The sequence below is a fragment of the Candidatus Hadarchaeales archaeon genome (assembly GCA_038736355.1).
Taxonomy (GTDB): domain Archaea; phylum Hadarchaeota; class Hadarchaeia; order Hadarchaeales; family WYZ-LMO6; genus WYZ-LMO6.
In genome coordinates this window covers 293,625-319,754 of the sequence record JAVYML010000003.1, presented here as the reverse complement: position 1 = coordinate 319,754, position 26,130 = coordinate 293,625, and the positions used below count along the sequence as shown (strand labels likewise).

Annotated in this window: 25 protein-coding genes and 2 tRNA genes; 16 read left to right on the top strand and 11 right to left on the bottom strand. The window is 54.3% G+C overall.

Going from position 1 to position 26,130, the window contains the following annotated elements:
• Positions 1-8 precede the first annotated feature (8 nt).
• Both QXG22_06590 and mfnA read left to right on the top strand, forming a co-directional pair.
• The gene (locus tag QXG22_06590) at positions 9-872 is read left to right on the top strand and encodes a RimK family alpha-L-glutamate ligase (protein MEM0359648.1); all 864 of its coding nucleotides are present in this window, start codon (positions 9-11) and stop codon (positions 870-872) included.
• Complete coding sequence (gene mfnA / locus QXG22_06585) at positions 869-1,990, top strand: tyrosine decarboxylase MfnA (GenBank protein MEM0359647.1); 1,122 nt, start codon at positions 869-871, stop codon at positions 1,988-1,990. The genes QXG22_06590 and mfnA overlap by 4 nt, the downstream gene beginning before the upstream one ends.
• On the opposite strand, the gene QXG22_06580 is transcribed toward mfnA, so the two are convergent.
• From QXG22_06580 to QXG22_06560, 5 genes are read right to left on the bottom strand one after another with little or no spacing between them, the layout of a single operon-like run.
• Complete coding sequence (locus QXG22_06580; GenBank protein ID MEM0359646.1) at positions 1,944-2,528, bottom strand: molybdenum cofactor guanylyltransferase; 585 nt, start codon at positions 2,526-2,528, stop codon at positions 1,944-1,946. The two genes, mfnA and QXG22_06580, sit on opposite strands and share 47 nt — an antisense overlap.
• Positions 2,525-3,289, bottom strand: coding sequence for an AAA family ATPase (locus QXG22_06575; protein ID MEM0359645.1), 765 nt, complete (start codon positions 3,287-3,289; stop codon positions 2,525-2,527). Before QXG22_06575 ends, QXG22_06580 begins: the two co-directional genes overlap by 4 nt.
• Before the next feature lie 7 nt (positions 3,290-3,296).
• Positions 3,297-4,421, bottom strand: a complete 1,125-nt coding sequence (locus tag QXG22_06570) for a hydrogenase iron-sulfur subunit (GenBank protein ID MEM0359644.1) — start codon at positions 4,419-4,421, stop codon at positions 3,297-3,299.
• 7 nt (positions 4,422-4,428) lie between these two features.
• Positions 4,429-5,355 (bottom strand): methylenetetrahydrofolate reductase, encoded by a 927-nt coding sequence (locus tag QXG22_06565; protein MEM0359643.1) that lies wholly within the window; start codon positions 5,353-5,355, stop codon positions 4,429-4,431.
• The gene (locus QXG22_06560; GenBank protein ID MEM0359642.1) at positions 5,356-6,030 is read right to left on the bottom strand and encodes a methylenetetrahydrofolate reductase C-terminal domain-containing protein; all 675 of its coding nucleotides are present in this window, start codon (positions 6,028-6,030) and stop codon (positions 5,356-5,358) included.
• A gap of 172 nt (positions 6,031-6,202) precedes the next feature.
• On the opposite strand from QXG22_06560, the gene cdhA reads away from it, so the two are divergent.
• Genes cdhA through QXG22_06530 form a run of 6 tightly spaced genes read left to right on the top strand, consistent with a single transcriptional unit; the run spans position 6,203 to position 14,743 of the window.
• Positions 6,203-8,557: a CO dehydrogenase/acetyl-CoA synthase complex subunit alpha gene (gene cdhA / locus QXG22_06555; GenBank protein ID MEM0359641.1), complete on the top strand. Its 2,355-nt coding sequence runs from the start codon at positions 6,203-6,205 to the stop codon at positions 8,555-8,557.
• Position 8,558: 1 nt separating this feature from the next.
• Positions 8,559-9,086, top strand: coding sequence for a CO dehydrogenase/acetyl-CoA synthase complex subunit epsilon (gene cdhB, locus QXG22_06550; protein ID MEM0359640.1), 528 nt, complete (start codon positions 8,559-8,561; stop codon positions 9,084-9,086).
• The gene (cdhC, locus tag QXG22_06545; protein ID MEM0359639.1) at positions 9,083-10,528 is read left to right on the top strand and encodes a CO dehydrogenase/CO-methylating acetyl-CoA synthase complex subunit beta; all 1,446 of its coding nucleotides are present in this window, start codon (positions 9,083-9,085) and stop codon (positions 10,526-10,528) included. The genes cdhB and cdhC overlap by 4 nt, the downstream gene beginning before the upstream one ends.
• Before the next feature lie 12 nt (positions 10,529-10,540).
• Positions 10,541-11,707, top strand: a complete 1,167-nt coding sequence (gene cdhD / locus QXG22_06540) for a CO dehydrogenase/acetyl-CoA synthase subunit delta (GenBank protein ID MEM0359638.1) — start codon at positions 10,541-10,543, stop codon at positions 11,705-11,707.
• On the top strand, positions 11,708-13,102 hold the full coding sequence (acsC, locus tag QXG22_06535; GenBank protein ID MEM0359637.1) for an acetyl-CoA decarbonylase/synthase complex subunit gamma: 1,395 nt from the start codon (positions 11,708-11,710) through the stop codon (positions 13,100-13,102).
• A 45-nt stretch (positions 13,103-13,147) separates the two neighbouring features.
• Positions 13,148-14,743, top strand: coding sequence for an ASKHA domain-containing protein (locus QXG22_06530; GenBank protein MEM0359636.1), 1,596 nt, complete (start codon positions 13,148-13,150; stop codon positions 14,741-14,743).
• Here the strand turns inward: QXG22_06530 and QXG22_06525 are convergent.
• The 3 genes from QXG22_06525 to QXG22_06515 are packed head-to-tail and all read right to left on the bottom strand — an operon-like array spanning position 14,740 to position 16,863.
• Positions 14,740-15,612 (bottom strand): DUF166 family protein, encoded by an 873-nt coding sequence (locus QXG22_06525; GenBank protein ID MEM0359635.1) that lies wholly within the window; start codon positions 15,610-15,612, stop codon positions 14,740-14,742. The two genes, QXG22_06530 and QXG22_06525, sit on opposite strands and share 4 nt — an antisense overlap.
• Positions 15,609-16,259 (bottom strand): cobalamin-dependent protein, encoded by a 651-nt coding sequence (locus QXG22_06520; protein MEM0359634.1) that lies wholly within the window; start codon positions 16,257-16,259, stop codon positions 15,609-15,611. The genes QXG22_06525 and QXG22_06520 overlap by 4 nt, the downstream gene beginning before the upstream one ends.
• 31 nt (positions 16,260-16,290) lie before the next feature.
• Positions 16,291-16,863, bottom strand: coding sequence for a hypothetical protein (locus QXG22_06515; protein ID MEM0359633.1), 573 nt, complete (start codon positions 16,861-16,863; stop codon positions 16,291-16,293).
• A gap of 58 nt (positions 16,864-16,921) precedes the next feature.
• Here QXG22_06515 and QXG22_06510 point away from each other — a divergent pair, with 58 nt between their 5' ends.
• The 8 genes from QXG22_06510 to QXG22_06475 all read left to right on the top strand — a co-directional run bounded on the left by QXG22_06510 (position 16,922) and on the right by QXG22_06475 (position 23,508).
• Positions 16,922-17,485, top strand: a complete 564-nt coding sequence (locus QXG22_06510; protein MEM0359632.1) for an archaemetzincin family Zn-dependent metalloprotease — start codon at positions 16,922-16,924, stop codon at positions 17,483-17,485.
• 37 nt (positions 17,486-17,522) lie between these two features.
• A tRNA-Lys gene (locus tag QXG22_06505) sits at positions 17,523-17,656 on the top strand.
• Between the two features lie 166 nt (positions 17,657-17,822).
• Entirely contained in the window at positions 17,823-18,773 is a 951-nt protein-coding gene (locus QXG22_06500) for an SDR family oxidoreductase (protein ID MEM0359631.1), read from the top strand.
• Between the two features lie 3 nt (positions 18,774-18,776).
• The gene (locus QXG22_06495; protein MEM0359630.1) at positions 18,777-19,595 is read left to right on the top strand and encodes a MaoC/PaaZ C-terminal domain-containing protein; all 819 of its coding nucleotides are present in this window, start codon (positions 18,777-18,779) and stop codon (positions 19,593-19,595) included.
• Between the two features lie 61 nt (positions 19,596-19,656).
• A complete protein-coding gene (locus tag QXG22_06490) occupies positions 19,657-20,643 on the top strand; it encodes a 4Fe-4S dicluster domain-containing protein (protein ID MEM0359629.1) in 987 nt (328 codons plus the stop codon).
• On the top strand, positions 20,640-21,479 hold the full coding sequence (locus QXG22_06485) for a hypothetical protein (GenBank protein MEM0359628.1): 840 nt from the start codon (positions 20,640-20,642) through the stop codon (positions 21,477-21,479). Before QXG22_06490 ends, QXG22_06485 begins: the two co-directional genes overlap by 4 nt.
• Entirely contained in the window at positions 21,476-22,231 is a 756-nt protein-coding gene (locus tag QXG22_06480) for a hypothetical protein (protein MEM0359627.1), read from the top strand. Before QXG22_06485 ends, QXG22_06480 begins: the two co-directional genes overlap by 4 nt.
• Entirely contained in the window at positions 22,228-23,508 is a 1,281-nt protein-coding gene (locus QXG22_06475; GenBank protein MEM0359626.1) for a Ni/Fe hydrogenase subunit alpha, read from the top strand. Before QXG22_06480 ends, QXG22_06475 begins: the two co-directional genes overlap by 4 nt.
• A 1-nt stretch (position 23,509) precedes the next feature.
• Here QXG22_06475 and QXG22_06470 read toward each other — a convergent pair whose 3' ends face one another.
• From QXG22_06470 to ligD, 3 genes are all read right to left on the bottom strand, one after another.
• Positions 23,510-24,748 (bottom strand): thiolase family protein, encoded by a 1,239-nt coding sequence (locus QXG22_06470; protein ID MEM0359625.1) that lies wholly within the window; start codon positions 24,746-24,748, stop codon positions 23,510-23,512.
• A 325-nt stretch (positions 24,749-25,073) separates the two neighbouring features.
• Positions 25,074-25,148 (bottom strand) — tRNA-Ala (locus QXG22_06465).
• Between the two features lie 22 nt (positions 25,149-25,170).
• On the bottom strand, positions 25,171-26,130 hold the full coding sequence (gene ligD, locus QXG22_06460; GenBank protein MEM0359624.1) for a non-homologous end-joining DNA ligase: 960 nt from the start codon (positions 26,128-26,130) through the stop codon (positions 25,171-25,173).

The following is a 26,130-nucleotide window of genomic DNA, read 5'->3' as shown; positions in this document are numbered from 1 at the left end:
GAGCACGCTTGAAGTTGGGCATCTTCACTTCAGGAAGACCCGATTGGAACGTGGAAAGGCTGAAGGAGGAAGCGAGGAGGAGGGGATGGGAATGTTTTGAGTTCCCCCTCCAGGAGGTGGTGGCGAGGCTGGGGGAAAGACCGAGGGTAACCTGTCTCGGAAGGGACTTGGAGGAATTCGATCTCCTGTTGGTGAGGTGGGTGCCCAAGGGCTCTGCGGAACAGCTCGTTTTCAGGATGGACGTCCTCCACAGGCTGGAAAACTTGGGGGTAAGGGTGGTGAATCCACCCTCTGCGATAGAAAAGTGTGCGGACAAATTCTATACCAATTCCCTGCTCGAGGATGCGGGTCTCCCGGTTCCACCCACGGTGGTGACGGAGAAGAGATCGGAGGCGAGGAAGGCCTTTGAGAGGTATGGGGAAGTGGTGGTGAAACCCCTTTTCGGTTCCCTGGGGGCGGGAATGGTGAGGGTGGGGGAGAAGGACTTGGCCTATCGTCTTTTCTCCGTGCTCGAATACGGGAGATCGGTTTTCTACGTGCAGAAGTTCGTTCCCCATGGGAACTGGGACTTCAGGCTCTTCGTGATAGGCGAAAGGATCCTGGGCATGAGGAGGGTGGGGGAGGGATGGAAGACCAACGTTTCGGCCGGGGCGAACCCCCAAGCTTGGGAGCCGGATGAGGAGAGCAGGGAAATGGCCCTCAAGGCGAGGGAAGTCACGGGATGCGTTTACGCAGGGGTTGACTTACTCGTGGGGGAGGGGGGTGAGAAGTATGTGGTGGAGGTGAATGCCATTCCAGGCTGGAAGGGACTGCAGTCGGTGAGAAAGGAAAATGTGGCGGCGATGCTCTTGGATCATCTGGTGAAGGAATGAAGGAATACTTCCGATACCTCGAGGAAAAGAGGAAGAAGGATCCGGGATACCGCTCTGGCAGGGTCTTCTCTTCCATGTGTACCCTTCCTCGGAAGGAAGTGGTGAAGGCCTATCTGAGGTTCCTCGAGACCAACGCCCTGGATCCCAGGGTCTTTCCCAGTGTGGGGGAGCTGGAGGAGGAGGTGGTGAGGGAAGCGGGCAAGTTCTTTTCCCATGAAGGGGCTTGCGGTTATGTGACCTCAGGGGGGACGGAAGGAAATTTGATGGCCCTTTGGGTGGCAAGGGAGGTGACGGGGAGGAGGAAGGTGGTGGCCCCCCTTTCCGCCCATTATTCCATCAGGAAAGCCTGTTCCCTCTTGGGTCTGAAGCTGGTTCAGGTAGGGCTGGGAAGGGACTACAGGGCGGATGTGGAAGAAGTGGAGGAAAAGACGGATGGGAAAACGGCAGCGTTGGTGGCCACGGCCGGAACCGCTTCCCTCGGGGTGGTTGACCCCATAGGGGAAATGGCTGAAGTGGCGGTGAGGAGGGGATGCTTTCTGCATGTGGATGCTTCCCTCGGTGGTTTCATGCTCCCCTTCTTGGGGAGGAAGGGATGGGATTTTGGGGTGGAAGGGGTTTCTTCCCTTACGGCGGATTTCCACAAGATGGGGGGTGCTCCCATTCCCTGTGGTATCCTCCTCTTCAGGGAGAGGAAATGGTTGGGGGAGGTGGAGGAGGAGGTTTCCTATCTCGGTGGTAAAACCTTCACCTTGTTGGGAACGAGGCCTGGGGCTTCGGTGGCCGCTGCTTGGATGGCCCTGAAGCTCATGGATGGAAGGGAGGCCAGAAGATGTGTGGAATTGGCCAAGGAGTTGGCTAGGGGAATAGGGAGGGTGGAGGGACTGAGCCTAGTGGTGGAGCCCGAACTGAACGTGGTGGTCTTCAGGCACGAGAAGCTCAGTTGCGCGGAACTCGAAGGGAGGTTGAGGGAAAGGGGATGGGTGGTCTCCCGCTCGGATTTTCCCGAGGGGATAAGGCTGGTGGTGATGCCCCACCATCGTCCCTCCCATCTCGCTTCCTTCCTCAAAGACCTCAGGATCTGCGTGGGGGAAGGAGGGGGAGGTCCTCGGGGGAATTGAGGTTGAAGAAGCAATCGAGCTGTGGATCGGCTTCCCTCAGCTCTTCCACGGGCACGTAAACTATATCCAGTTTCTCCAGTACCTTCCTCAGCCTCTTTTCACCTCCAGCTTCCCTCACCGCCTTCAGGAGGCTTTCGGTTTTGTAGACGGCGTACAGGGGCTCTATGTAGCCGTTGGGCCAGCGAGGCACTGCCCCGTCGCGCCCTTCAGCCCTTTCCGCCAACTTCTCGAGTACCTCCCTGTTGGCCCTGGGGTGATCACAGGCCACCACCGCCACGTACTCGGAGCGTACTTGGGGTAGGGAACTCAGAAGACCTATCACGGCCCCCTTCTCTTCCGAAAAGTCCTCCACCAATTTTACCCCCCTTACCTCCAACCCCAAACCAGGTTTGGAGGAGATGATCCTTTCCTCCGAAAGTCCCTCCAGTCTCTCCAGTACATGGAGGAGGAGGGGCTTACCCTCCACCTCCACCAGCGCCTTTTCCTTCCCCCACCTCTCGCTCCTTCCTCCGGCCAGGATCAACAGGGCCAGCTTCATCCTTGGTCGAGGAGACCCAATTTCTGTAAGAGTTTTTCGGTGGCTTTGAGGGAGGGACTGTCTGGGGGTAGCTCGGAAAGGGGTTTGCCGGCGAGGTTCAAAAGGAAGACGTTTTCATCTTGGGGTAGGACTCCACCCACTTCAAGCCCTATTTCCGCGGCTTTTTCCTCCAACAGGGGGACCTGTTCGGGGGAAAAGCGGTTCCCCACCAAATACATCTTCTTGAACTCCAAGTGCACTTCTTTGGCCACCTCCTTTATCCTGGAGGCCGTCCTGAAGCCCATGGAGCTTGGGTCGGTGACGACGAGCATCACGTCCACATCCCTATCCATCCTCCTGCTTAAGTGTTCCAACCCCGCATCCTCGTCTATGATGGTGATCCTGTAGTTGCTGCTGAGGGTGTCCAGGATATCCGTGAGGAGCTTGTTTACCATGCAGTAACATCCCTCCCCTTCCCCCCTCCCCATCACCAGCAAATCGAAGGAAGGAGTTTCCTTCAAGATCTTGATCACGCGGTATTCCAGCAAGTCCTTCTTTGGGAGGGTGGGGGGGAGCCTGCCCTCCTCTATTTCTTCCTTCAGCTCGGAGGTGAGGTCGGCCACCGTTCGATCCACCTGGATCCCCAAAAGATGGGGAAGATTGGAATCCGGGTTGGCATCCACCGCCAGCAGGGGACCCTTTCCCCTTTCCGAGAGGATCCTTATCATGAGGGCGGAGAGGGTGCTCTTCCCCACTCCCCCTTTCCCCGAAACGGCCAGCACGATCTTTTCACTCGAGCTGTTTGGAGAATTCAAGGATCTCCTTCTCTAGGAGGGTGGGATCCCGCGGGGAAGCTGTGGAGAACCTCACCTTCCCCGAGAGCCCCACCTGTTCCAATTTTTCCTCCAATTCCTTCAGGTAACGAGAAGCAGCCTTGCTTCCTTCCTCCAGCTTGCACTCCTCTTCAGGACAACCCAAAACCAGGACCCCCTTTCTTCCCCTCCTGAGAGCCTCCAACACGAAAAGCTGGTCCGAGAGACCCAGACAAGGGAGATAGACCAGTTCCACCCCTTCGGGAAGCCTGCGCTCCATTCCAGCCAGTTCATCCCCCCATGCGAACTCCGCCCACTGGCAAGCGAGCACCAAAATTCCCGCACCCTTCCCCACCTTCGAGAGGAAGGAACTTCGTTCGAAGCCCTCCAGCTCTATGGCGAAGGCAGGACATCTGGCCACGCATATCCCGCATCCCATGCACTTAGAAAGATCGAATTCCGCCACTCTCTGGGAGGGGAGGAGCTTCACGGCATCGTAGGGACAGAGGTCCACACAAGTTCCACACCATATGCACCTGTCCTTGTTGAAAATCACCTTCCTAGACCTTTCCCGCAGGATCAGAACTTCCTTCCTTCCCATTTCCGACAGGACCTTCCTGAGGAGGAGGAACCTCCTCTCCAGGGCCTTGCTGCCCCTTTCGAAGCGGCAGAACTCCTCCTCGCAAGGCATCACCACGAGTTCCCTTATCCCCTGGGAGAGGAGTTTCATCATGGTTCCGGCATCCAGCCTTCCCAGACAGGGGAGCCTGATTTCCAAGGGCCTGCCTTTGACCCCGCTCTCCCTCACGGCCTTCTCGAGGTCGGGAGGAGAACTCCCCCTGCAGGTCAGGATGAGGGTTTCCACCACCCGCGCACGCGAGAGGAGGAGTTCTTCGGGATAGTAAAGGGCGCGAATGGCCCCAGAAGGACAGGTGGAGGAGCACAGACCACAGGTCCTGCACTTTTCCAAGTCTATCTTTGCTCCCTCCTTCTTTCCCACCTCCAGCTGGATGGCCTCATAGGGACAGGCCCAACGACAAAAGTGGCATTCGGAGCAAAGTTCTGGATTCACCTCGAGGGTCTGAAGAAGAGTAGTGGACATCCTCCCACTACTTTACACTCTCCATGAGGGGCTTTATCACCTCTGGATATCCCACTGCCATGATGTGAATGCCGGCGCAGGCCCTCTCCTTTTTCACTTCCCTGATGAAGTTGGAGAAGTATTCCACGTTATACTCGTTGATCTTCTCGCTCCTTTTCTGTTTGTCCTCTATGGTCCTGAAGCGGGCGAAGGCCTCCATGAATTCCTTGGGCACTCTCACTCCCGGGACATATTTGTCAAAGAATTCGGCCTGTCCATAAGAGCGTGGGGGGAAGATCCCCACGAGGGTGGGAACCTTGATATGCTCTATCTCCCTCAGAAAGCGCCTGGCCACTTCCACGTCGAAGACCACTTGGGTCTGGAAGAAGTCAGCCCCAGCCTCCGCCTTGCGTTCCAGCTTGAGGATTTCTATTTCCAGGGGGTCCATGTTGGGATTAGCTGCCGCGCCCACGTTGATCTCGGGCCTTGGACCCTTCAACTCGTTGCCGTCGAGGTCTTTGCCCTCGTAAACCAGCTTGTGGATGAGGGCGATGAGACCGGTGGAATCTAGGTCGAAAACGGGTTTGGAGGAAGGTGTGGTGCCTATCCTCGTGTGGTCTCCGGTCAGGGCTAGGATGTTTCTTAGCCCCAGGGCTGCTCCACCCAGCACGTCCGAGAGCAGGGCCAACCTGTTGCGGTCGGCCGTCCTCAGTTGGTAGATGGTTTCCAATCCGGTGTTCCTCTGGATGAGATAGGAGGCCACCATGCTGCTTATGGCTGAGTCGCTTCTGGGATTGTCGGTCACGTTGGCTGCCACGATACCAGCCTCTTTGAGGGTTCTGGCCCAGCTCTCCACTTCCGAGAGGTCTATGCTCCTGTGGGGTTCCAGCTCGCCCGTGTACACGAACTTTCCTTCGGAAATGGCCTTCATCAGGTTGGAGAAGGCTTTTTTCATTCAGAGCCTCCTGGGGTATCCGGCTATCCCCCAGTTCTTGGGTAGCCGGAGCTTCCGGAAGAGATCCAGACGGTTCAGTTCCTTCAACCTCTGGTAAATCAGGTACCAAGCACAGTCGTTTTTGAGGGTCTGTACTACCTCCCCCTTCCAGTTCCTTATCTCCACAGGCACTTCACATTTCCCTTCCACACACCCTCCACAGGGTCCGTTCATGAGTCCTTTGGCACACCTAGCCACGGGACAAATCCCTCCCGTCTCGCCCAGCATACACTCCCCGCAAGCCCTGCAATTTTCAAACATCTCTCCCTCCCTCTTCGTCTCGTAACCTATGAAGAGCGTGTTCTGGGCGGGGAAGGTGGGAAGGGAGGGAAAAACGGAGTTCATGACCTGCACACCTACCCCGCAAGCCATCGAGAGAAGGGCCTCGTAGCCCTCCACCTTCAGCTGGTTTTGCAATCCCTCCGCACAGCACTGTCTGCTGACGGTGGTGGCACTTATCTGAATGGGGTTTCCGGAGGAACTCCTAGCCAGCTCTATAAGGGAGGCCATCCTTTCGCTTTCCCTGAGGCTACGGGGGGGTTGTACACAGCCATCACAACCCACGACCAAGACCTTTTTATAAGGTTGTAGAAAACCCAAAATTTCCTGCAAAGGTTTCTCTCTCGTGATTATCATAACGATGATGGAATGAAGTTTCTCCTTTTTAAGATTTCGGTAAAAGGAAGAGAACCAAAGTCTTAGGGGAAACCAACGTTTGGGAGAAGCCTCCCCCCGATAAGTTTTTATAAAAAACTATTCAAAGGAAAAGATTTCGTGAGCTTGGAAGAAAAAGACGGGAGGGGGGCAGTTGGGTTCCAAACTTCGGATCAGAGCGGATGAACTCCAGCTTCCTTGGCTGAAAGCAAAGGGTTTCGAACTGAGTCTGGGGAGAGTGGCCAGAGAGTGGGAGGAGGAAGAGGGTCCCACCCCAATGCCGGACATAGCCTCCCTCCGGGAGTGGGATAAAAGACTCCTCAAGAGGTACAAGCCCTTCTACCTCCCCTTTTGTGATCTCTGTTGTCTCTGTACCTTCGGAAAGTGTGATCTCAGCAAGGGCAAGAGGGGAGCTTGTGGTATAGACATGGGAGGTCAACTCTCCAGGATCGTTCTCCTCTCCTGTTGCATAGGAGCCTCTACCCACTGTGGGCATGCGAGGCACATGTTGGATGAACTCATAGAGAAGTACGGGAGAGATTATCCCTTGGATGTGGGTGGGGAAAACGTGTATTTGGAAGCCCCCATCATCAGACTGGTTACGGGAATAAAGCCCAGGACCCTGGGGGACTTGGAGGACGTGCTGGATTATTGTGAAACGGAACTCGTCCATCTCCTCTCCTGTGTTCATACGGGGCAGGAGGGAGACAACCTAGACTTTGAGTCCAAGGTCTTCCACGCTGGTATGATAGACCACGTTGTGATGGAGGTGGCGGACATCGCCCAGGTTTCGGCTTTCGGTTTTCCGAAGGCCGATCCAGAGGCTCATTTGGTGGAATTGGGGATGGGGGTAATAGACTCTTCCAAACCCGTGATTTTGGTGATAGGACACAATGTACCACCCGCGATAGGGGTGGCTGATTACTTGGCCAAGGCAGGCCTGGAGGACAAGGTAGAGGTCTGCGGGATCTGCTGTACGGCCATCGATCTCAGCAGGTATTCCAGAAAGGCCAAGATCGTGGGGCCCATTTCCTTTCAGCTTAGGTTCGTGAGGTCCGGTGTGGCGGATGTGATCATGGTGGATGAGCAATGCATAAGGACGGACATTCTGCAAGAGGCCCAAAAGGTGAATGCAGTCCTCATCACTACCCACTACAAGAACCTGCAGGGACTTCCGGACAGGACCAAAGATCCCGTGGATCAAATCGTAGAGGACTTGGTGGAAGGCAAACTTCCTGGGGCTGCCATCCTGGATCCTGAAAAAGCTGGAGAGGTAGCGGTGAAGGTAGCGATGCAGATAGCCCCCAAGAGGAGAAAGATGGGCCTTATCCCCACGGAGGAGAGGCTCATGGAGGAGTCTAGAAGATGTACTTCCTGTTTCTCTTGTGTGAGGTCATGCCCGAACACCCTTCCCATTCCCGAAGCTTTAGCGGAGGCGGGGAGGGGGAACCTCAAACCCCTCTCAGACCTCTACGAGCCCTGTGTCGGATGTGGGAAATGCGAGCAGGAGGGGGTTTGTCCCGTCGGGATAAAGCCCCATACCCTTATCGTAGGGGCCCATCGGAGAGAAATTGCGGAAGAGAAGTTCAAGATGAGGACGGGGAGGGGAGCCATTCAGGACATCGAAATAAGAAGGGTGGGTCAACCCATCGTCATGGGCGAGATCCCAGGAGTAGTAGCTTTCGTGGGTTGCTCCAACTTTCCGGGGAGCTGGAAGGAAGTGGCCAGGATGGCGGAGGAGTTTGCGAGGAGGAAGTACATCATCTGTACGACAGGATGCTCGGCGATGGCCATAGGGATGTACAGGGATGAAAACGGGCAAAGCCTTTACGAGACCTATCCCGGGGTCTTTGATGCGGGAGGAATCGTGAACTGTGGCTCCTGTGTCTCCAATTCCCACATAGCCGGTGCCGCCATCAAAATCGCCAGCATCTTCGCCAAACGCAGGCTGAGGGCCAACTACGAGGAAATAGCGGATTACATCCATAACAGGGTGGGAGCGGTGGGCGTGGCCTGGGGAGCTTACTCCCAGAAGGCCTCCTCCATAGCCAGCGGATTCTGGAGACTGGGAATCCCTGTAATCGTAGGACCTCATGGCTCGAAATACAGGAGGGCCTTGCTGGGTAGGAAGGAAGATCGAGAGGTTTGGAAGGTGATAGATGCTAGAACGGGAAAGGAGGCCTATGTGGGTCCCGTTCCCGAGCACCTCTTCTTCATGGCGGAAACGGTGGAAGAGGCCATGGTGGCCATTCCCAAGCTTTGTATGAGGGCCAGCGATACCACCAAGGGCAGGTCCATTAAGCTGAACCATTACATAGACCTGCACCGCAGGCTTTTCGGAGACCTTCCGGATGATCTCCATCTTTTCGTGAGGACGGTGGCCGACATCCCAGTGACCATGAAGGAGGAGGTAATGGCCTTCCTCAAAGAGAAAGGGTGGAAGGAATTTGAAAATCCCAATCCCGATCCCACCCTAGTTCCCAGGCTCATCAGGGTAAAGGAGGGATGAAGTGGAGCCGTGGCAGAAGGCTGAGATTCCAGGACCCGTGAAGGCGGTGCTCATCACCAGGCCTGAGGTAGTAGCAGTTCTCATCAAAAGGGCCAAGCGGCCCCTCTTCGTGGTAGGGACGGAGGCGCTGAAGGAAGAGGGAGGAAAACCGTTGGATTACGCCGTGAGGATAGCCAAGGCAGGAAAGGTGCCGGTGGTGGCGACGGCACAAATGGCCATGGAGCTCAAGAAGAGGGGATTACAACCGGCCGCTAGAATGGCCATGGTGGAGATATGCTCGAGACTCACGGATCCCAAGTGGAGCCTGCATGGGGACGGGCAGCCCCACGATCTAGTGCTGATGCTGGGCTTGGGTCCCTATTACATGGAGTGGCTGATGGGTTCAGGTTTGAAGTCCTTTGCACCCCACCTGCGAACGATATCTTTAAATAGATTTTATCAGCCTCATTGTAGTTGGTCCTTCCCCAACCTCTCCGCGGAGGAATGGTATAAAAACCTGGAAAAAATAGCGGAGGAGCTGGAAAAATGAAGTCGGGAATGTTCGCGGACATCCCCGTGGACGTAGGGGTGGTGTACGAGGGAGAGAGAATAAGGAAGGGGGACATGCATGCGGAGCTGGGTGGACCGGATGTTCCCCACAAGTTTGAACTTTTGAGGGTGAGACCTCTAGAGCAGGTGGAGGATGGAAAGGTAACGGTAGTGGGTCCAGACTTCAAGGACATGCCAGAAGGAACCAAGACTCCTTTTGCCATCTTGGTGGAGGTGGGTGGAAAGGACCTAGAGGAAGAGATGGAGGGTGTTTTCGAGAGGAGAATCCACTACTTCACCAACTGGGTGGAGGGCTTCATGCACCTCAACCAAAGGAACACGATCTGGTGCAGAGTGAGCAAAAAGACGGTGCAGAAAGGTTTCACCCTGAAGCATCTGGGAGCGGTGATCATCAGGCTCTACCACAGCGAGTGTCCCATCATCGAGAGAGTTCAAGTTACTTTCTATACGGATCCGGCCGAAGTGGCTAAGCTCTATCCTGAGGCCCTCAAAGTTTATGAGGCTAGGGATGCGAGGGCAAGGGGCCTAAAGGACGAAGAAGTGGATGTTTTCTATGGATGTACCCTCTGTCAATCCTTCGCCCCTACCCATGTGTGCGTGATCACACCCCAAAGGTATGCCAATTGCGGTGCTATAAGTTGGTTCGATGGGAGGGCGGCCTCCAAGATAGATCCTAAGGGCCCCATCTACGAAGTCAAGATAGGGAAAGTTATAGATCCCTTCAAGGGGGAGTGGGAGGGGGCCAATGAATCTGTTAAAGCCAAGAGCCTGGGGGCAGTGCAAAGGGTACAGCTTTACACGGCCTTCGGTTATCCGCACACTTCCTGTGGGTGTTTTGAGGCTATCGCCTTCTACATTCCAGAAGTGGATGGATTGGGAATCGTGCACAGGGACTTTAAGGGCCCCGCCGTTAACGGGGTTCCTTTCTCTACCATGGCGGATTCCACGGCAGGAGGGAGGCAGGTGGATGGCTTTCATGGTATCTCGTTCGAATACATGAGATCTCCGAAGTTCCTCCAGGCAGATGGTGGATGGAAGAGGGTGGTTTGGATTCCCAAGGAGGCCAAAGAAAGGGTGAAGGACTTCATACCAAAGGATGTGGTGGACAAGATACCCACCGAAGAAGAGGTGAAGAACATTGAAGAGCTCAAGGCCTTTTTAAAAGCCCATAATCATCCCATCGTCGAGCCCAGTGAGGAGCTGAAGAAATTGGGTGTAAAGGGATTGAAAGGGGTGGAGGCCGAGGAAGCCGCCGCCGCACCTGCTCCCGAAGCGCCTGCGGAAGGTGCGCCCATGTTGGCCCCCACCCTTACCGTGGGAGTGCCGGGTGCTGGTGGGATGGAGTTCGAAATCGTGCTGAAGAATGCCAAGATCTTCGCCGAGAAGATGATCATCAGAAGGGTGGAGAAGAAAAAGGGATAAAGGAGGAAGAGGGTGACGGAAGGTTCCCCACTTGATGAGATCCTGAGGCTGTTGGGGGAAATGAATGAACTCGAGCTGGAGAAGGTGGATCTCACTCTAGAAGAACTAAGGTTCATTTTCAGGCCTTTGATGACCGTGGTCCCACCACCGGTCAAAGAGGCTGTCCCAGCCAAGCCCCTTTCCCTGTTGGAGGCCGAGTTCTCTCCCTTCGTGCAAGAATATCCAGGCTCCATAGCGGAGGTTACACTGGGAGCGACCAGTGCCGATGGAGGAACGAGGAGGAAGGTTGTGAAAATAGGGGGAGAAACGGCTCCACCTTGGCACTTCCTGGAAGGAAAGTTTCCCAATCCTCCAGCCATTGCAGGTGATGTCTTTGACATGCCTGTTCCCTTGCCAGGACCCGTTAGGGCGGTACTGGGGGATGCCATAGAAGATCCCATCAAGTGGGCAAAGCTGGCGGTGGAGAAGTTCGGTGCGGATCTGGTGGACATAGAGCTCGTCAGCAGCGATCCCTATTCCAAGAACACTCCCATAGAAGAATCCTGCAAGCTGGTGGAGAACATCTTGCAGGCCGTGGATGTTCCACTGATCGTGGGAGGATCGGGGAACCCCGAGAAGGATGCAAAGCTCCTTCCCAAAATAGCAGAGGTCTGCGAGGGGGAGAGGGTACTTTTGAGCTCGGCCAACTTGGACATGTGGGAACCCGTGGCGAAGGCTGCCAAGCAATACGGTCACGTGGTTTTGGCCTGGACTTCCATAGACATGGCCCAGGCGAAGGAACTGAACCGTAGGTTGTACGAGTATCTACCCAAGGAACAGATAGTGATCGATCCCACCTCTGCCCCCCTTGGGTATGGGATAGAATATGCCTTCTCCATTATGGAAAGAATTAGGCTGGCAGCCCTCATGGGAGATGCAGAACTCCAATGTCCCATGGGTTCGGCCACCGCCAATGCTTGGGGGGCGAGGGAGGCCTGGTTACACAATCCGGAAATGGGTCCCAGGGAGTACAGGGGTCCCATGTGGGAAACGGCGATGGCCCTCGCCATGCTCATGGCTGGAAACGATCTCTACATCACCCTGCATCCCGCAGCCATCAGGACGATGAAGGATGTGATAAAGTGGCTCATGGGAGAAAAGGGTGAGCCTACCTTCATGCCCTGGATAGGGGTGAAGTGAATGGCAGCCAAAAAGAAGATTGGACCTTTGGACATCTATGCCCTCCTCCCCAAAACCAACTGTGGTAAGTGTGAACCGGGTGTTTGTATGGCTTTTGCCGCCAGGTTGGCGGAGAGGACCATTTCACTTGAAGAATGTCCTCCTCTGTGGGAAAAGGGACAGGAGGCCAACCTTAAAAAACTGCAGGAAATGCTGAAACCTCCCGTGAAGGAAGTAAAAATAGGAGATATCAAGGTGGGTGGGCAGCTGGTGGTGAGAAGGCACGAATACAGGTATTTCAACCCCGTTCCTTTGGCCCTAACCTTGGAGGACACCCTTTCCGAGGTAGATCTGCTCAAGAGGATCAAGAAGGTGGAGGAATACGGATACTCCTACATAGGGAAGACCCTGAGGCTGGACATGCTGGCTCCAAGGTATGTCTCGGGAGACCCCTCCAAGTTCGAGGCCACCGTCAGAAAGGCTTCCCTCACCAAATTTCCGCTGGTGCTCTGGTGTACCGACCCAGGAGTGATGGAAAAGGCAGTTTCCCTCGTGAAGGATAGAAGACCACTCCTTTACGCCGCCACCAAGGAGAACTGGAAGGAAATGGGAGAACTGGCTTTGAAGTACCAGTGTCCTCTTGCCCTCTATTCTCCCTTCGATCTGAAGACCCTGAAGTCGATGGCCAAGACCATGATGAACTGGGGTCTCCAGGATCTCCTCTTGGATCCTGGGGCGGGTTTCGGCGAGATGCTGAAGGAGACGGTGAACTGTTTCACCGTTCTGAGGAACACTGCCATCAGGGGGGAAGATCCGGAAGTGGGCTTTCCCTTGATAGCTTCCGTCGCCAGGGTCTGGGAGGACGGGGGAAGGAAGCCCGAGGAATTGGCTTGGGAAGAAACGGCCCTAGCCACCATCTTGATGGTCAGATATGCGGACCTCATTATCCTGAAATCTGAAGAAATCTGGACCTGGCTTCCCCTCATCATCCTGAGGGAGAACATCTATACGGATCCGAGGAAGCCCGTCAGCGTGGAGCCAGGGATGAGGGCCATCGGGGAAGTGAACGAGAATTCTCCCGTCATGGTCACCTCCAATTTTGCCCTCACCTATTTCACCGTGGCAAGTGACATAGAAAACTCGAAGGTTCCCTCCTATCTCATCGTGGTGGATACGGGTGGTCTCAGCGTGGAGTCCTCCATCGCCGGAAGGAAGATGACGGCCCAGACCATAGCCGATGCCATCAAAGCCTCCAACGTGAAAGAAAAGGTCAAGCACAGGAAGGTCATCCTACCTGGAATGGCGGCCAGGTACAAGGGGGAACTGGAGGAGCTGTTGGGATTCGAGTGGGAGGTCATGATAGGGCCCAGGGATTCCTCGGGCATCCCCAAGTTCTTGGCCGAGCACTGGAAGTAATCCCCTTCGCTTCTTATTAGGGAAGAAGGAGGAGAAAAGGTGGTCATGGAGAGGGGAGAGCTCTTCTTCAGGAATTACGGTAAAAAGGTCAAGTTGGAAAGGGGGAGGAGTCTTCTCTCCTACTGCCAGGAGCTTGGAATAGAACTCCCTTCCCTCTGTGGGGGAATAGGGGTTTGCGGGCAATGCCTTTTGAAGGTGGAGGGGGAGGGTCTCAATCCCCTCACCGAAGCCGAGCTCAAGTTCGTAAAACCCGGTGAGAGACTTGCCTGTCAGGCAAGGGTGGAGGAAGAGGAAGGCAGGATCATCGTGGAAGTGCCGGAAAGGAGATACAAAATCCTGGAGAAGGGAAAGATCCTGCCGGTAAAGCTGGAACCCGCAGTGAGGAGGGAGGGAAGGGAGGTGGTTTGGGAATGGAAAGAAGAAAGGAGGAAAATGGGGGAATATGAGGGGGAGATAGTAGGCTTGGCCTTGGATGTGGGCACCACCACGTTGGTGGCCTATGCAGTGGATTTGGAGACGGGGAGGATTTTGGGAGTAACCTCCATGAAAAATCCTCAGGAGGTTTACGGGGGGGATGTGATAAGCAGGATTGCCTATGCCAGGAAGGAGGGACAGAGGGAGCTGGAGGAAGCGGTGAGAAGGGCCGTAAACGGTATGGTGGAGAGACTGGGAGTGAAGCCGGAACATGTATACGAGATGGTGGTGGTGGGTAATTCCACCATGAGGGATCTCTTCTTGGGCCATCCTGTGGCTTCTCTGGGGGTCTTTCCCTTCCAGCCCTTCACCCTGGAGGCCCAGAACAGGAAACCGACCGAGCTCGGTCTCAAGATGAACCCTATGGGCAATGTCTATGCCCTGCCCTTGATAGGAGGTTTTGTAGGGGCCGATACCGTAGCGGGTATTTTGGCCACGGACCTTCACCGGAAGGAGGAAATAGGTTTGCTCGTGGACATAGGAACAAACACCGAAATAGTCGTGGGGAACAGGGAAAGAATGATTTCCACTTCCTGCGCTTCCGGCCCAGCCTTCGAGGGAAGTGGCATAAAATGCGGGGTGGGTGCAATTTCGGGAGCGATAAGCAGGGTGGAGATGGATGGGAGCGGGAGGGTGGCTTACGAAACGATAGACGATCTCCCACCCGTGGGGCTCTGCGGTTCGGCCCTGATAGATGTGCTGGCGGAAATGCTCAACAAAGGTTTCATGGATGAAACCGGAAAGTTCACCGGAGGGAGAAAGGAAGTGGTGATAGCGAAAGGGGAAAGGGAGATCAAGATCGATGAGGAAGATGTGGACAAGCTGAAGCTGGCAAAGGCCGCCATTTGTGTGGGAACAAAGGTTCTGCTGGAAAAATATGGAATTGGGGTGGAGGAGGTGGAGAAGGTTTACTTGGCAGGAGCCTTTGGTACCTATATAAGGGTGGAAAACGCCTACGCCATAGGTCTTCTTCCCTCCGTCCCTCTCGACAAGGTGGAGAAGGTTGGAAACTCCGCCTTGGAGGGGGCTAGGCAGGCCCTCGTTTCCAAAGGGAGGAGGAGGGAGGGGGAGGAAGTGGCGAGGAGGGTGGAGTACCTGAATTTGGAGAGCGAAAGCGACCTGATGTACAGGTTGGTTGGGGAACTTTCCTTCTCACCCTGTGTCTAGATGTTCCAACCAAGCTCTTTGAGGATTCTCCTTATGGTCCTATCCGTTTCACACCTCTTCTCCTCCTCCACTAGCTTCCTTTTCAGTTCCTGGAAATCTACCCTTCCTTTCTTGAGCTCCTGGAGGATGAGGTCCTTGGTGGTGGGGAGGCCGCAGGCTTCGAAGAAGGAATCCACGAGGATATCCCCTGCCTCCTGCATGTAGGGGGCGAGGGGATCCATCTCCGCCAGGCAATAGTTTTCGTTTTCTTCGTTGTGGTGTTCGAAGAAGAGTTTTTCCTTCAGGGCCCTGGGATCTCCGCAGGAAAAGCCGGGCATTTTTTTCGCCACAGCATGAGCGGAACCACATGGGGTATCCCTCAGAACCCTCACCTCCTTTATCCTATCCCCTTCCCTCTTCACCTTGAACCTTGGCTTGCCGAAGCGTTCGCAGAACTCCTGGACGAAGGGGTCCTCGCTCCTTTCGAGGGCACAGAAGGGCTCCGGGAATTCTATGTGAATTCCCTTCTTCTCCAGTTCCTCTTCCATGGTCTTCCTTCCCTCCGGGAGATGCTGACGGTCGTCGATGGGGTAAAGGATGCTTTTCGCCCCCATCTTCTCTGCGATGGGTGGGACCAGGTCTCCGAGTTTTGAATGGATCCCCAATACCAAGAGCAAATCGCACTTAACGTGGGGAAGGCTTTTGGGAAGGTAGCGGTGAGGCTCCTCCCAGAGCCTGTTCCATAGGTCCTTCTCCTCCGGGTGTTCTTCCTCCAAGAGTTCCGGTGTGAGTTCGAAGGTCCCCACGGTAGAGCTACCCAACCCTCCCAACACCAAGTTGTTTACCATCTGTTCCCCAAAGGGTCCCCGGTAAAGTATGAAGATCCTCATTCCCTTTTCCCTACCAACTCCAGGCATCTCCTCACACCCTCCACGGCGTCTTTCCCATAGGCGTCCGCCCCTATTTTCCTGGCAAATTCTTCGGTGACTGCTCTTCCCCCAACGATCACCTTTACCCTTTCCCTTATTCCTTCCCTTTCCAGCTCCTTCACCACTTCCTCCATGTATGGGGCAGTGGAGGTGAGAAGGGCGGACATCCCCACTATCTGGGGTAAATGCTCCTTCACCCCCTTCACGAAGGTTTCCTTGTCCACATTTACCCCCAAATCCACCACCTCAAAACCGCTGGATTGGAGGAGGATGGAGAGCACGGTTTTTCCTATGTCGTGCACGTCCCCCTTAACCGTTCCGAGCAGGATTTTTCCTCTCCTTTCCTTAGTAACCCCTCCCGAGAGATAGGGCCTCAACAATTCTATCGCCCTTTTCATGTTGGCTCCAGAAACGATGAGATCGGATTCGAAGTACCTCTTGAACTCCTTGCTCTCGTATCCCTTTCCTATTTCCTCCAATCCTTGGTTGAGTTCCTCCAAAATTTCGTAGGCCTTTTTTCCCTCTTCCAGCCTCTTCAGGCAAAAATCCCTGATTTTCCTTCCTTTGAAGTCGAGGAGGGCTTCAAGTACTTCCTTTTTCTCGGGCATCCAAAAATTGGGGGAAGTGCAGTTATTTACTTTATCCGAAGTCGGCGTAATGAATTTCCCTGCAACCTTGACATCTGGCCTTCTCCATGGCCGCTTTCACCGCCTCTTCAAACCCCTTGAGTTGAGGGGGAAGGGGAGGAAAGCCCTTCCAGAGGACTTCCCTCTTCACCTCTATCCTTCTTTTCTCCTCATCGAGGAGGGGGGTGAACTTTTCCAGGAGAACCTCCCCAGAAGCATAGGCGGTGATTCTTACGTGTCCTTTGGAGTAGAAAAGGGCGTTTTCTTGACAGGGAAGGGGAACTCTTCTCACGTATTCTGGTTTAAGCCTCTCTCCCCTCCATCCACACAGGATGGTTGCTCTTCCCTTTTCCAAACCCCCACTTTCCCAGTCACTCAGGATTACCTCGAACTCCAGCTGGGGAACCTTGCCCGGAACGGCATATTCCAGTGGAGGGTTCTCGCAGGGATAATATCTCGGCCCCCTCAGGGGAAGGGGGACGAGGAGGGTGTTTTCCTCCATCACGTTGCAGACCATGGTTTCTGGGAGCTCAAGCTCTTCCGGTTCCCACCGCCCGCGAAGGAGGATGAGGACTTCCAGTCCCATTCCGAAGGGAGAGGGGAAGCACCTTTTAAAAAGATGACTAAAGTGAGGTGGGGGTACTTTGAAAACCCTGGAGGTCAAAATGGTTCCGGTGGGTGATCTTTCCCCCCGAATTCTTTTGGGATTGGGCCCCACCCTATCGGAATCCTTCCGGGGTAGGCTCAGGCTTCTTCCCTCTTCCCGAGTGGAGGTGCCGAGAATGGCTTACCGCAAGGAGAGGGGGCAATACGAGGCTTCCATCGTGTTGAAGGAGGTACTGAGGCAATGCCAAGGAAGAATTCTGGCCATAACGGAAGTCGATTTGTATACGCCAGGTCTTAACTTCGTCTTCGGGTTGGCCCAGTGTCCAGGTCGGGGGGCCTTGGTTTCCCTCCGTAGGTTGAGTCCCAGTTTTTACGGGGAGGAGGGGAGGGAAGATCTTTTCCTCGAGAGACTGGTAAAGGAAGCCGTTCACGAACTGGGTCATACCTTCGGTCTGGGACATTGCAGGCGGAGGGAATGCGTGATGAGTTTTTCCAACTCCGTCCTAGAGGTGGATCTCAAAAGGAAGGATTTTTGTAGGGAATGTGGGGAAAAGTTGGAGGGTATTCTTTTGAACCTGATAACTTCCAAATCGAAAGAGTAAGTTTTTAAGAAAGAGAGGAGGGAGCTTTATGGGGCCCGGGCCCGTAAGTAGCGCAAGCTACCGGGAAGCTCAGTCTGGTGGAGCATCCGTCGGTCCGAAGAGGACCGGATGAAGCTCTTAACGTGTGGGGAAACCGGACGGTCGTGGGTTCAAATCCCACCGGGCCCGCCATTTTCAGCTGTTTAAAACGCGAATTGAGGCAGATTTTTGAAGTCTTGGGAGGTTTGGACATGTTCTGTGTTATTTACTGTTCACAGGGGAAGGAGGCGTTTTGCGATTTCTGGGGTCCAAAAATTTGAAACTCACCTTATATATAGTGAAGAGAGGAGGAAAAGTGATGAAACTTTTGGAAGGAAAAGTTGCCATTGTCACGGGGGCAGGTAGGGGTTTGGGGAAGGAAGAAGCTTTGGAGCTGGCTCGTCACGGGGCCAAGGTGGTGGTCAACGATGTGGGTGGAGGATTCGACGGGAAGGGAGAGCATCATGGTCCAGCAGATGAGGTGGTGGAGGAAATAAGGAAGATGGGGGGAGAAGCGGTTCCCAGTTACGAAAGCGTTTCGAGCTTCGAAGGGGCAAAGAAGATCGTAGAAACTGCCTTGGAAAACTTCGGGAAATTGGATATTCTAGTGAACAATGCAGGAATTCTGAGGGACAGGATGATTTTCAATATGACCGAAGAGGAATGGGATGATGTGATCAACGTCCATTTAAAGGGGACCTTCAACTGTACCAGACATGCATGTGCCTATTGGAGGGAGCAACATAAAGCAGGAAAACCCGTTTCGGGAAGGATCATCAACACGGCTTCCGATGCAGGTCTTCTTTACAATCCCGGTCAGAGCAACTACGGGGCAGCTAAGGCAGGAATCGTGGCCTTTACCCTCATCGTGGCCAAAGAAATGGAAAAGTATGGTGTGATGGCCAACGTGATAGTTCCTTTGGCTAGGACTAGGCTTACTACGGAGGCCACTCCTTCGATGGCTCCGCTCATGAGTACTCCTGAAGAAATGGAAAAACGCTTCGGCTTCGATATCCTTTCACCCGCGAACGCAGCCCCCTTGGTGGCCTATTTGGCTTCGGATCTTGCAGCGGGGATTACGGGAAGGGTGATAAGAATCGTGGGCGGCACTGTGTGGGTTTTAGATGGTTGGAGGTCCCTACAGAAGGCTTCGAAGAAGGGCAAATGGTTGGTCGAGGAGCTGGCGGAGGTCCTACCTTCCCTACTGGAAAAAATGCCCCCACCCCAGGATCTCCGCTCCCTTCTGGTGGAAGAACTGGGTCTTTTCTGAGACATGCCACTCAATCTAAAGGCAGTGGGAAGGGAAACGGGCCCCGTGGAGTTCTCCTATTCGTGGAGGGAAGTGATCCTTTATGCCCTCGGGATAGGAGCTGGAAACGAGGATTTAGAGTTCGTCTACGAGGGGAAGCTCAAGGTTTATCCCACCTTTGCCGTGCTCCCTTCCTACCCCATTCTCCTCTGGGCATTGGAAACTCTCGAGGGAGACCTAACGAAGCTCCTACACGCTGGGCATGAGTTGGTCCTCCACAGTACTCTGCCCCCAGAAGGCAAGGTTTACACCACTGGAAAAATAGTTTCCCTGTACGACAAGGGAAAACATGCCCTGGCTATCGTGGAGATGAAGAGCAAGGACGAAAAGGGAAGACCTCTCTTCGACAATACCGCCTCCCTTCTTTTCGTGGGGGAAGGAGGTTTCGGGGGAGAAAGGGGACCAAGTTACAGGGAGGAGTTCCCTCTCGGCCCACCCGAAGTTGAGGAAGAGGCGAGGATAGGAGAAAACCTCAATCTCATTTACAGACTTTCGGGAGATTTGAACCCTTTACATATCGATCCAGAATTTGCAAGACTGGCGGGGTTTGAAAGACCTATCCTCCATGGCCTATGTACATTCGGTGTGGTGGGTAGAACCCTCCTCAAGAAGCTGTGTAATAACGATCCTGAAAGATTCGTCTCATTGAAGGCCAGATTCTCTGGAGTGGTTTTTCCGGGCGATAGGCTAAGGATAGAAGGGTGGAGAAGGGAGGATGGATACCTCCTCAGAGTTTCCACTGAAAGGGGGGTGGCCCTTTCCGGTTCCTTCCGCTCGAAATAGGTCCCCCAAGGAGGGTGAAAAGAAAAGCTTTTTAAATTGGGCTTGAAATGGAAAAGATTCAATGAGATACGCCAAGCTCTCTAAAGCGGATTTTCCCAAACTCTTCGAAGCCCTAAAAGGATACGGAGAAGTGTTCGCTCCAGTAGAGGAAAAGGGGAAGGTGGTCTTTAGAAGGGTGGAGAACCTGAAGGAAGCAAAGCTGGAATATACTCGTACCCTCCTTCCTCCCAAGAAACTCTTCCTACCTCCCGAAGAGGAAATCCTGTCTTTTGAGGGAGAAACGTACACGGAAAAGCTCGATGGTAAAAAGGCCGTTCTCTTGGGAGTTCATGCATGTGACATCAACGGTATCCTCAAGCTAGACAGGGTTTTCCTCGATGCCCCGAGGGATGAATACTACGCTAGGAGGAGGGAAAACACCCTAGTGATAGGATTAACCTGCGTTCCGGACAAATACTGCTTCTGTACCTCTGTGGGAAGTGGATATGCTTCCAGCGGGTTCGATCTCTTCCTCCACGACCTTGGAAAGGAATACTTGGTGAGGATAGGAAGCGGGGAAGGATACAGGCTTTCGAAGGCTGAGTACTTCAAGGAGGCAGGGGAAGCGGAGATGAAGCTTGCAGCGAAGCTGGAGGAGAGAAGGAAGGGTAGAATTAAAAGGAAAATCAACTTGGCGGGAATGGGTGACTTGATAGAGACGGAAGGGAAGGAAGGATGGGAAGAGCTCACGAGGAAGTGTTTGGCTTGCGGCACCTGTAATCTTGTCTGTCCTACCTGCCAGTGCTATGATGTTTCAGATCTTTTGACCCTCGACATCAGGAAGGGGAGCAGGGTGAGGAGATGGGATTCCTGTATGCTGAAGAGGCATGCACTGGTGGCAGGAGGTTTGAACTTCAGGCCAACGGTGGTGGAGAGGACGCTTAACAGGCTCAGTTGCAAGGTAGGGGAAGAAGTGAGGTGCGTGGGATGCGGAAGATGCACGGTTTACTGTCCGGCAGGAATAGACTTCGTGGAAATGCTCTCCACGATAAGGGGTGTGGCTAAATGAACGAGCTCCTTCCCAGGCAGGCCAAGGTGCTGAAGGTGGAGGAACAAACTCCCATAGAGAAACTCATCCAATTGGATGCTTCTCTGAACCATCAACCAGGCCAGTTCATAGAGGTGAGCGTGGCGGGAGTGGGTGAGGCTCCCATCTCCATTTGTTCCTCCCCGACCAGAAAACCCATGGAGATTTGCGTGAGGAAGGTGGGAAGGGTTACTTCCGCCCTTCATCGGCTTTCCCCTGGAGACAAGGTGGGGATAAGGGGTCCATATGGAAACGGTTTTCCAATGGAGAAGATGAAGGGCCATGATCTCATCCTGGTGTCGGGAGGTTTGGGAATGGCTCCCCTGAGGGGGGTTCTCCAATACGCCTTGGATCACAGGAAGGATTATAAGGAAATCCTCCTCCTTTACGGAATAAGGGACTACAGTTTGATGCTCTTCAAGGATGAGATCATGAAACTCATGGATTCCAAGGACTGTAGGGTCTACCTTTCCTATGAAAAGGAGGATGAAGTATGCAAGAACTTGAGGAAAAAGTGTCCGGAGAGGGTTTGTGAGGGAGTGGTCACGAAGCTCTTCGGAATGGTGGACTTGAACCCGGATGCCTATGCGGTGGTTTGTGGTCCACCGGTAATGTACAGATTCGTCTTCAAGGAGTTCATGGACAGGAACTTCCCTCCAGAGAGGATCTACATGACGATGGAAAGGAGGATGAAGTGCGGAATTGGGAAATGCAGGCATTGTGTGGTGGGGGCAGGTACCTCCATGAGGTACGTATGTAAGGATGGACCCGTCTTCACGGGCGTGGATGCCCTCCAGATAAAGGGGTTGATAGGATGAAGCCGAAGGTCGGGATCTTTGGGTTCACGGGATGTGCTGGGGATCAGCTCATGATCCTCAACCTGGAGGATGAGCTGCTGGAGTTGGTGGGAGCCTTGGACCTAAAGTCCTTCACGATGGCAAGCAGTGCCGTGGAGGATAGTGAGTACGATGTGGCTTTCGTAGAGGGGTCCATCACCACTCCCAAGCAGAAGCAAAAATTGGAAGAGATAAGGAAAAAGGCCAAACTGCTGGTTGCTATAGGGGATTGTGCTGCCTGGGGAGGAGTACAGGCGAGTTGTAATGGGATCTTGAAGGTGGAGGAGAAGATGAGGGAGGTTTACGGAGCTCCGGATGTGTGGGAAATCTACGAATCCAAGCCCCTCTCAGCCTATGTTAAGGTGGATTTCGTCCTTCCCGGCTGTCCCATAGAGAAGGAGGAATTCTTGAGGGCCGCTGCCTCCTTGCTCAGAGGGGATCTGCCCGAGGCGGTGGATTATCCCGTGTGTGTGGAATGTAAGCTCAGGGAAAATGGATGCCTGATGCTGGAGGGCAAGCTCTGCCTGGGACCCCTCACCGTGGGAGGATGCAAGGCCAGATGCCCCTCGCTGGGAGTGGATTGCATAGGATGCAGGGGAGTGATAGAGGGGGAGGCCAGGGTGAAGAGTGCCCTACAGGTTTTCAAGGAGGCGGGCTTCAAATTGGACTATGTTAGGGCTAGGCTGCGCATGTTTGCGGCCAACTATCCCGAAATCTTGGAGGTGAAGGGATGAAGATAGAAGTGGAACCACTAGCTAGGGTGGAAGGGGAAGGTGGAATCGAGGTCGAAATCGAAGGGGACCAGGTAAGGGAAGTGAAGTTCAACCTCTTCGAGGGTCCAAGGTTCTTCGAGTCCTTCATCAGGGGAATGCACTACGAGAAGGTCCCTGACGTGATGAGGAGGATCTGTGCCATCTGTACCTGCGCCCACAGCATGGCTTCCATCAAGGCGGTGGAGGATGCCTTAGGGGTGAAGGTTTCGAGGCAAACCGAGCTCCTGAGGGACCTGCTCATCCACGGAGAAATGGTGGAAAGCCACGCCCTTCACGTGTTTGCCTTGGCCCTCCCCGACTTCCTCGGTTTCCCCAGCGTGGTGCACATGGCACAGAAGTATCCGAGGGAGGTGAAAGGGGCTTTACAACTTAAGAAGGCAGGAAACTTGGTCCACAACATCCTCACCGGGAGGGAAGTTCATGGAATGAACGAAAGGGTGGGAGGTTTCGCCACCATTCCCTCGGAGAAGGACCTGGAGAGGATCAAAGAAGCCATGCAGCTCACAAGGGAGTTCGCCCTTCTTTCCGTGAAGCTCTTTTCCTCCTTCGAGCTTCCAGAGGCACCGAGATCGGAGAATACTTTCATCGCTTTGGATCCCGGTAAAAGGTTCGGATACTTCGGAGAGAGGCATGTGGCTTCGGATGGGGAGAGCTGGGATGTGCATGACTATCGAAAGTACATCAAGGAGACCACGGTGAAGCATTCCAGGGCCAAGCATTCCTCCTACAAGGGTAAGCCCTTTATGGTGGGGGCTTTGGCCAGGATTAGACTCTTCGGAGAAAGGCTGGAGGGAGAGGCAAAGGAGCTTTTCAAGCAACACAAGGACAAGCTGGATTATCAAAACTCCCTTTCCAACAACTTGGCCCAGGCCCTAGAGTTGGTCCACAGCGTGGACCGCTGCATCTCCGATGTGGAGGAGCTCCTCAGCCTTGGACTGAAGAAAGAGGAACCGGTGGAGGTAAAGCCAAAGGCGGGGACGGGAACGGCTTCCGTGGAGGCTCCTAGGGGCATCCTGATACACTCTTACAAGTTCGATGCCAAGGGAAGGGTCGTATGGGCGGATGTGATCACACCAACCGCCATGAACGCCGCCAACGTCGATAAGGACTTCAGGGTGGCAGCCCCCAAGCTCGTGAAGAACCCGAAGGAGCTCGAAAGGACTCTGGAGATGATCGCCAGGGCATACGATCCTTGTATTTCCTGTGCTACCCACCTGGTGAGGATAAAGAGGATCTGAACTACATCCCCTCCACTACCGTTGCTATTCCCACCCCTCCTCCCCCGCACATGGTTTGTAATCCATACCTGAGACGATGACGGGCCATCCAGTGAACCATTTCCGTAAAGTAGAGAACCCCGCTGCATCCTATGGGATGCCCTATGGCTATGGCTCCTCCTGTGGGATTGATGCGGGGGTCATCGAAGGGTACTCCGAACTCCCTGCAGAAGGCCAACACGGGGGAGGCAAAGGCCTCGTTGGGCTCCCACACTTCCACCTCCTCCATCCTCAGGCCGGCCCGGGCCAGCGCCTTACGCATAGCGGGAATGGGTCCCAATAGCATACTAACGGGATCGTCGCCTGCTACGGCCATGGACTTTATTTTGGCGAGGGGTTTGAGCCCCAGTTCATCCGCTTTTTCCAAGGTCATCAGCATCACCGCTGCCGCCCCATCCGCTATGGCGGAGGAGTTTCCGGCGGTAACCGTGCCGTTCTCCTTGAACCTGGGAGGAAGGGCCTTAAGGCGTTCGTAAGCCGTGGCTGGATCATCCAAAGAAATGGTCCTAGGCGGTTCGTCCTTCTCAACCCTTATCTTTTCTTCCCCCCTCTCCACCTCTACCGGGATTACTCTCTTCTCATACCATTCCCTTTCCCTCATCGCCTTCACCGCTTTTTGATGACTCCACAGGGCGAAGAGATCTTGGTCCTCCCTTGTTAGCCCGTACTTTTCAGCTACCAGCTCCGCGCAGACCCCCATTACTTGTAGAGCACCCCTTTCCTCCACTCTTGGATGGAAAGAAACGGGGAAATCGGCCTTCAGGGCAGCCTCCAGATCGGATCCTATGGGATAGCGACTCATGAGTTCCACTCCAGCGGCTATGGCTATTTCCCCACAGCCCGCCATGAGGGCCTGGGCCTGAGAATTGATGGCCTGTAGACCGGCGTTGCAATACCGATTCACCGTCCAACCCGCCGTTTCCAGCGGGAGGTCCGCGGCTATTACCCCCAGTCTGCCGAGGTTCAATCCTTGCTCTCCTATTTGGCTGAGACACCCTACGGCCACATCCTCTATTTCCCTTTCGTCGAAGGCAGAACACCTCTTTTTCACCTTCTCCACCAAACCGCGCAGGACCACGGCAAGCAGATACTGGGAAGAAACCTCCGAGAAAATCCCTCTTTTCCCCATTCCTGCCCATCCCGACTTTCCTGTGGGGGTGCGGACGGCTTCCACCACCACGACTTCCCTGAGTCCTGTCATTCCCCCAGTTTTCTCTTCGAGCCAGAATTTAAGGGGAACCCGAGGTATCTAGAGAAGAATGCTTCGGAGGGTGGATTGCGAGTGGAGTTCTGGTCGAAGGTGAAGAGGCTCCTAGGGAGGCGGAGGAGGAGTGTGGGAGGAACTTCCATTGCTCATGGAGGATCTAGATGACAACAAGCTCCTCAACTGCGCCATATGGGGAGAGTGGACTACCTGATATCATAGCCACCTCTGAAGTTCGGGGATTATCTGGGAGTAAGGAGGAAGGAACAGAGCAGCGGGTTCGTTAGCTGGAGGGTGCTGGACGAACTTGTGTGAGTTAAGGTGGTGGACCCAGCGGGATTCGAACCCGCGACCTCCCGCCTGCGAAGCGGGCGCTCTACCGCTGAGCTATGGGCCCGAATAAAAATGGAAGCTTTACCTTAAGTTTTTACCTCGAGTTCCAGTTCACATTCCTGTGGGTCCTTTTCCTTCATCCTGACGAAGGAAGGCGCCCTGAGCTTGAGGTCTTCGGTGATTTCAAGATACTTCACCTCACAAACGAGCTTGGGTTCCACCCACTTTACCTCGTAAGGAGGCTCTTCCTCGACGGGTCTCTCCCTCCTCTCCAGCTGTTTGAGGAGGGGGGTGAGTTCCTCCATGAGCCTGGTGTCGAAGCCCGTTCCCACCTTTCCAAGGAAAACGAGCTTACCCCCATGATAGGCACCCAGGGCCAAAGCCCCAAAGTAAGGGGCCCTCTGTCCCTCCCCCGGGGTATATCCTAAGATGATGGCGTCCAGGGTCTTCGTGGTTTTTAACTTGAGCCAATCCGGACTCCTCACGCCCGGTCGATAGGGGGAATCTTCCCTCTTTCCCATTACCCCCTCCAGCCCCATCTTCTTCACACTTTCCCAAAGGTCCTCCCCCTGCTTGGTGTAGAGGCAGAGCTTGATCCTCTCCCCCTCTTGAACGGTTTCGGAGAGCAATTTCTTCCTTTCCAGAAGGGGTAAGGAAAAGAGCTCTTCCCTTCCCTTGATGAGGAGATCGAAGACTACCAGCGTGGCAGGATGAAGACGGGAGAGGAATTCTATCCTGAAGGGATTTTCCTGGTGTTCCCTTTCTTGGAGGAGGGGGAAATTCGGAAGACCGTTTTCCCCGAAAACCACTATTTCCCCATCCAGCAGACAGGGATCGGATAGGAGATGGGAGGATAGGGAGGAAAGCTCCGGATACCTATATTCTATCCACTTGCCCCTCCTGTTCAAAAAGCCCACCTTTTCCCCTTCCCGATAGACCAGGGCCCTCGTTCCGTCAAGCTTGGGTTCCCAAATGAAGTTTTTCCTCTTGAGGTCTGAGGGGGAACCCATTTTGGCAAGCATGGGTTTCAGGATGGGCAGACCCAT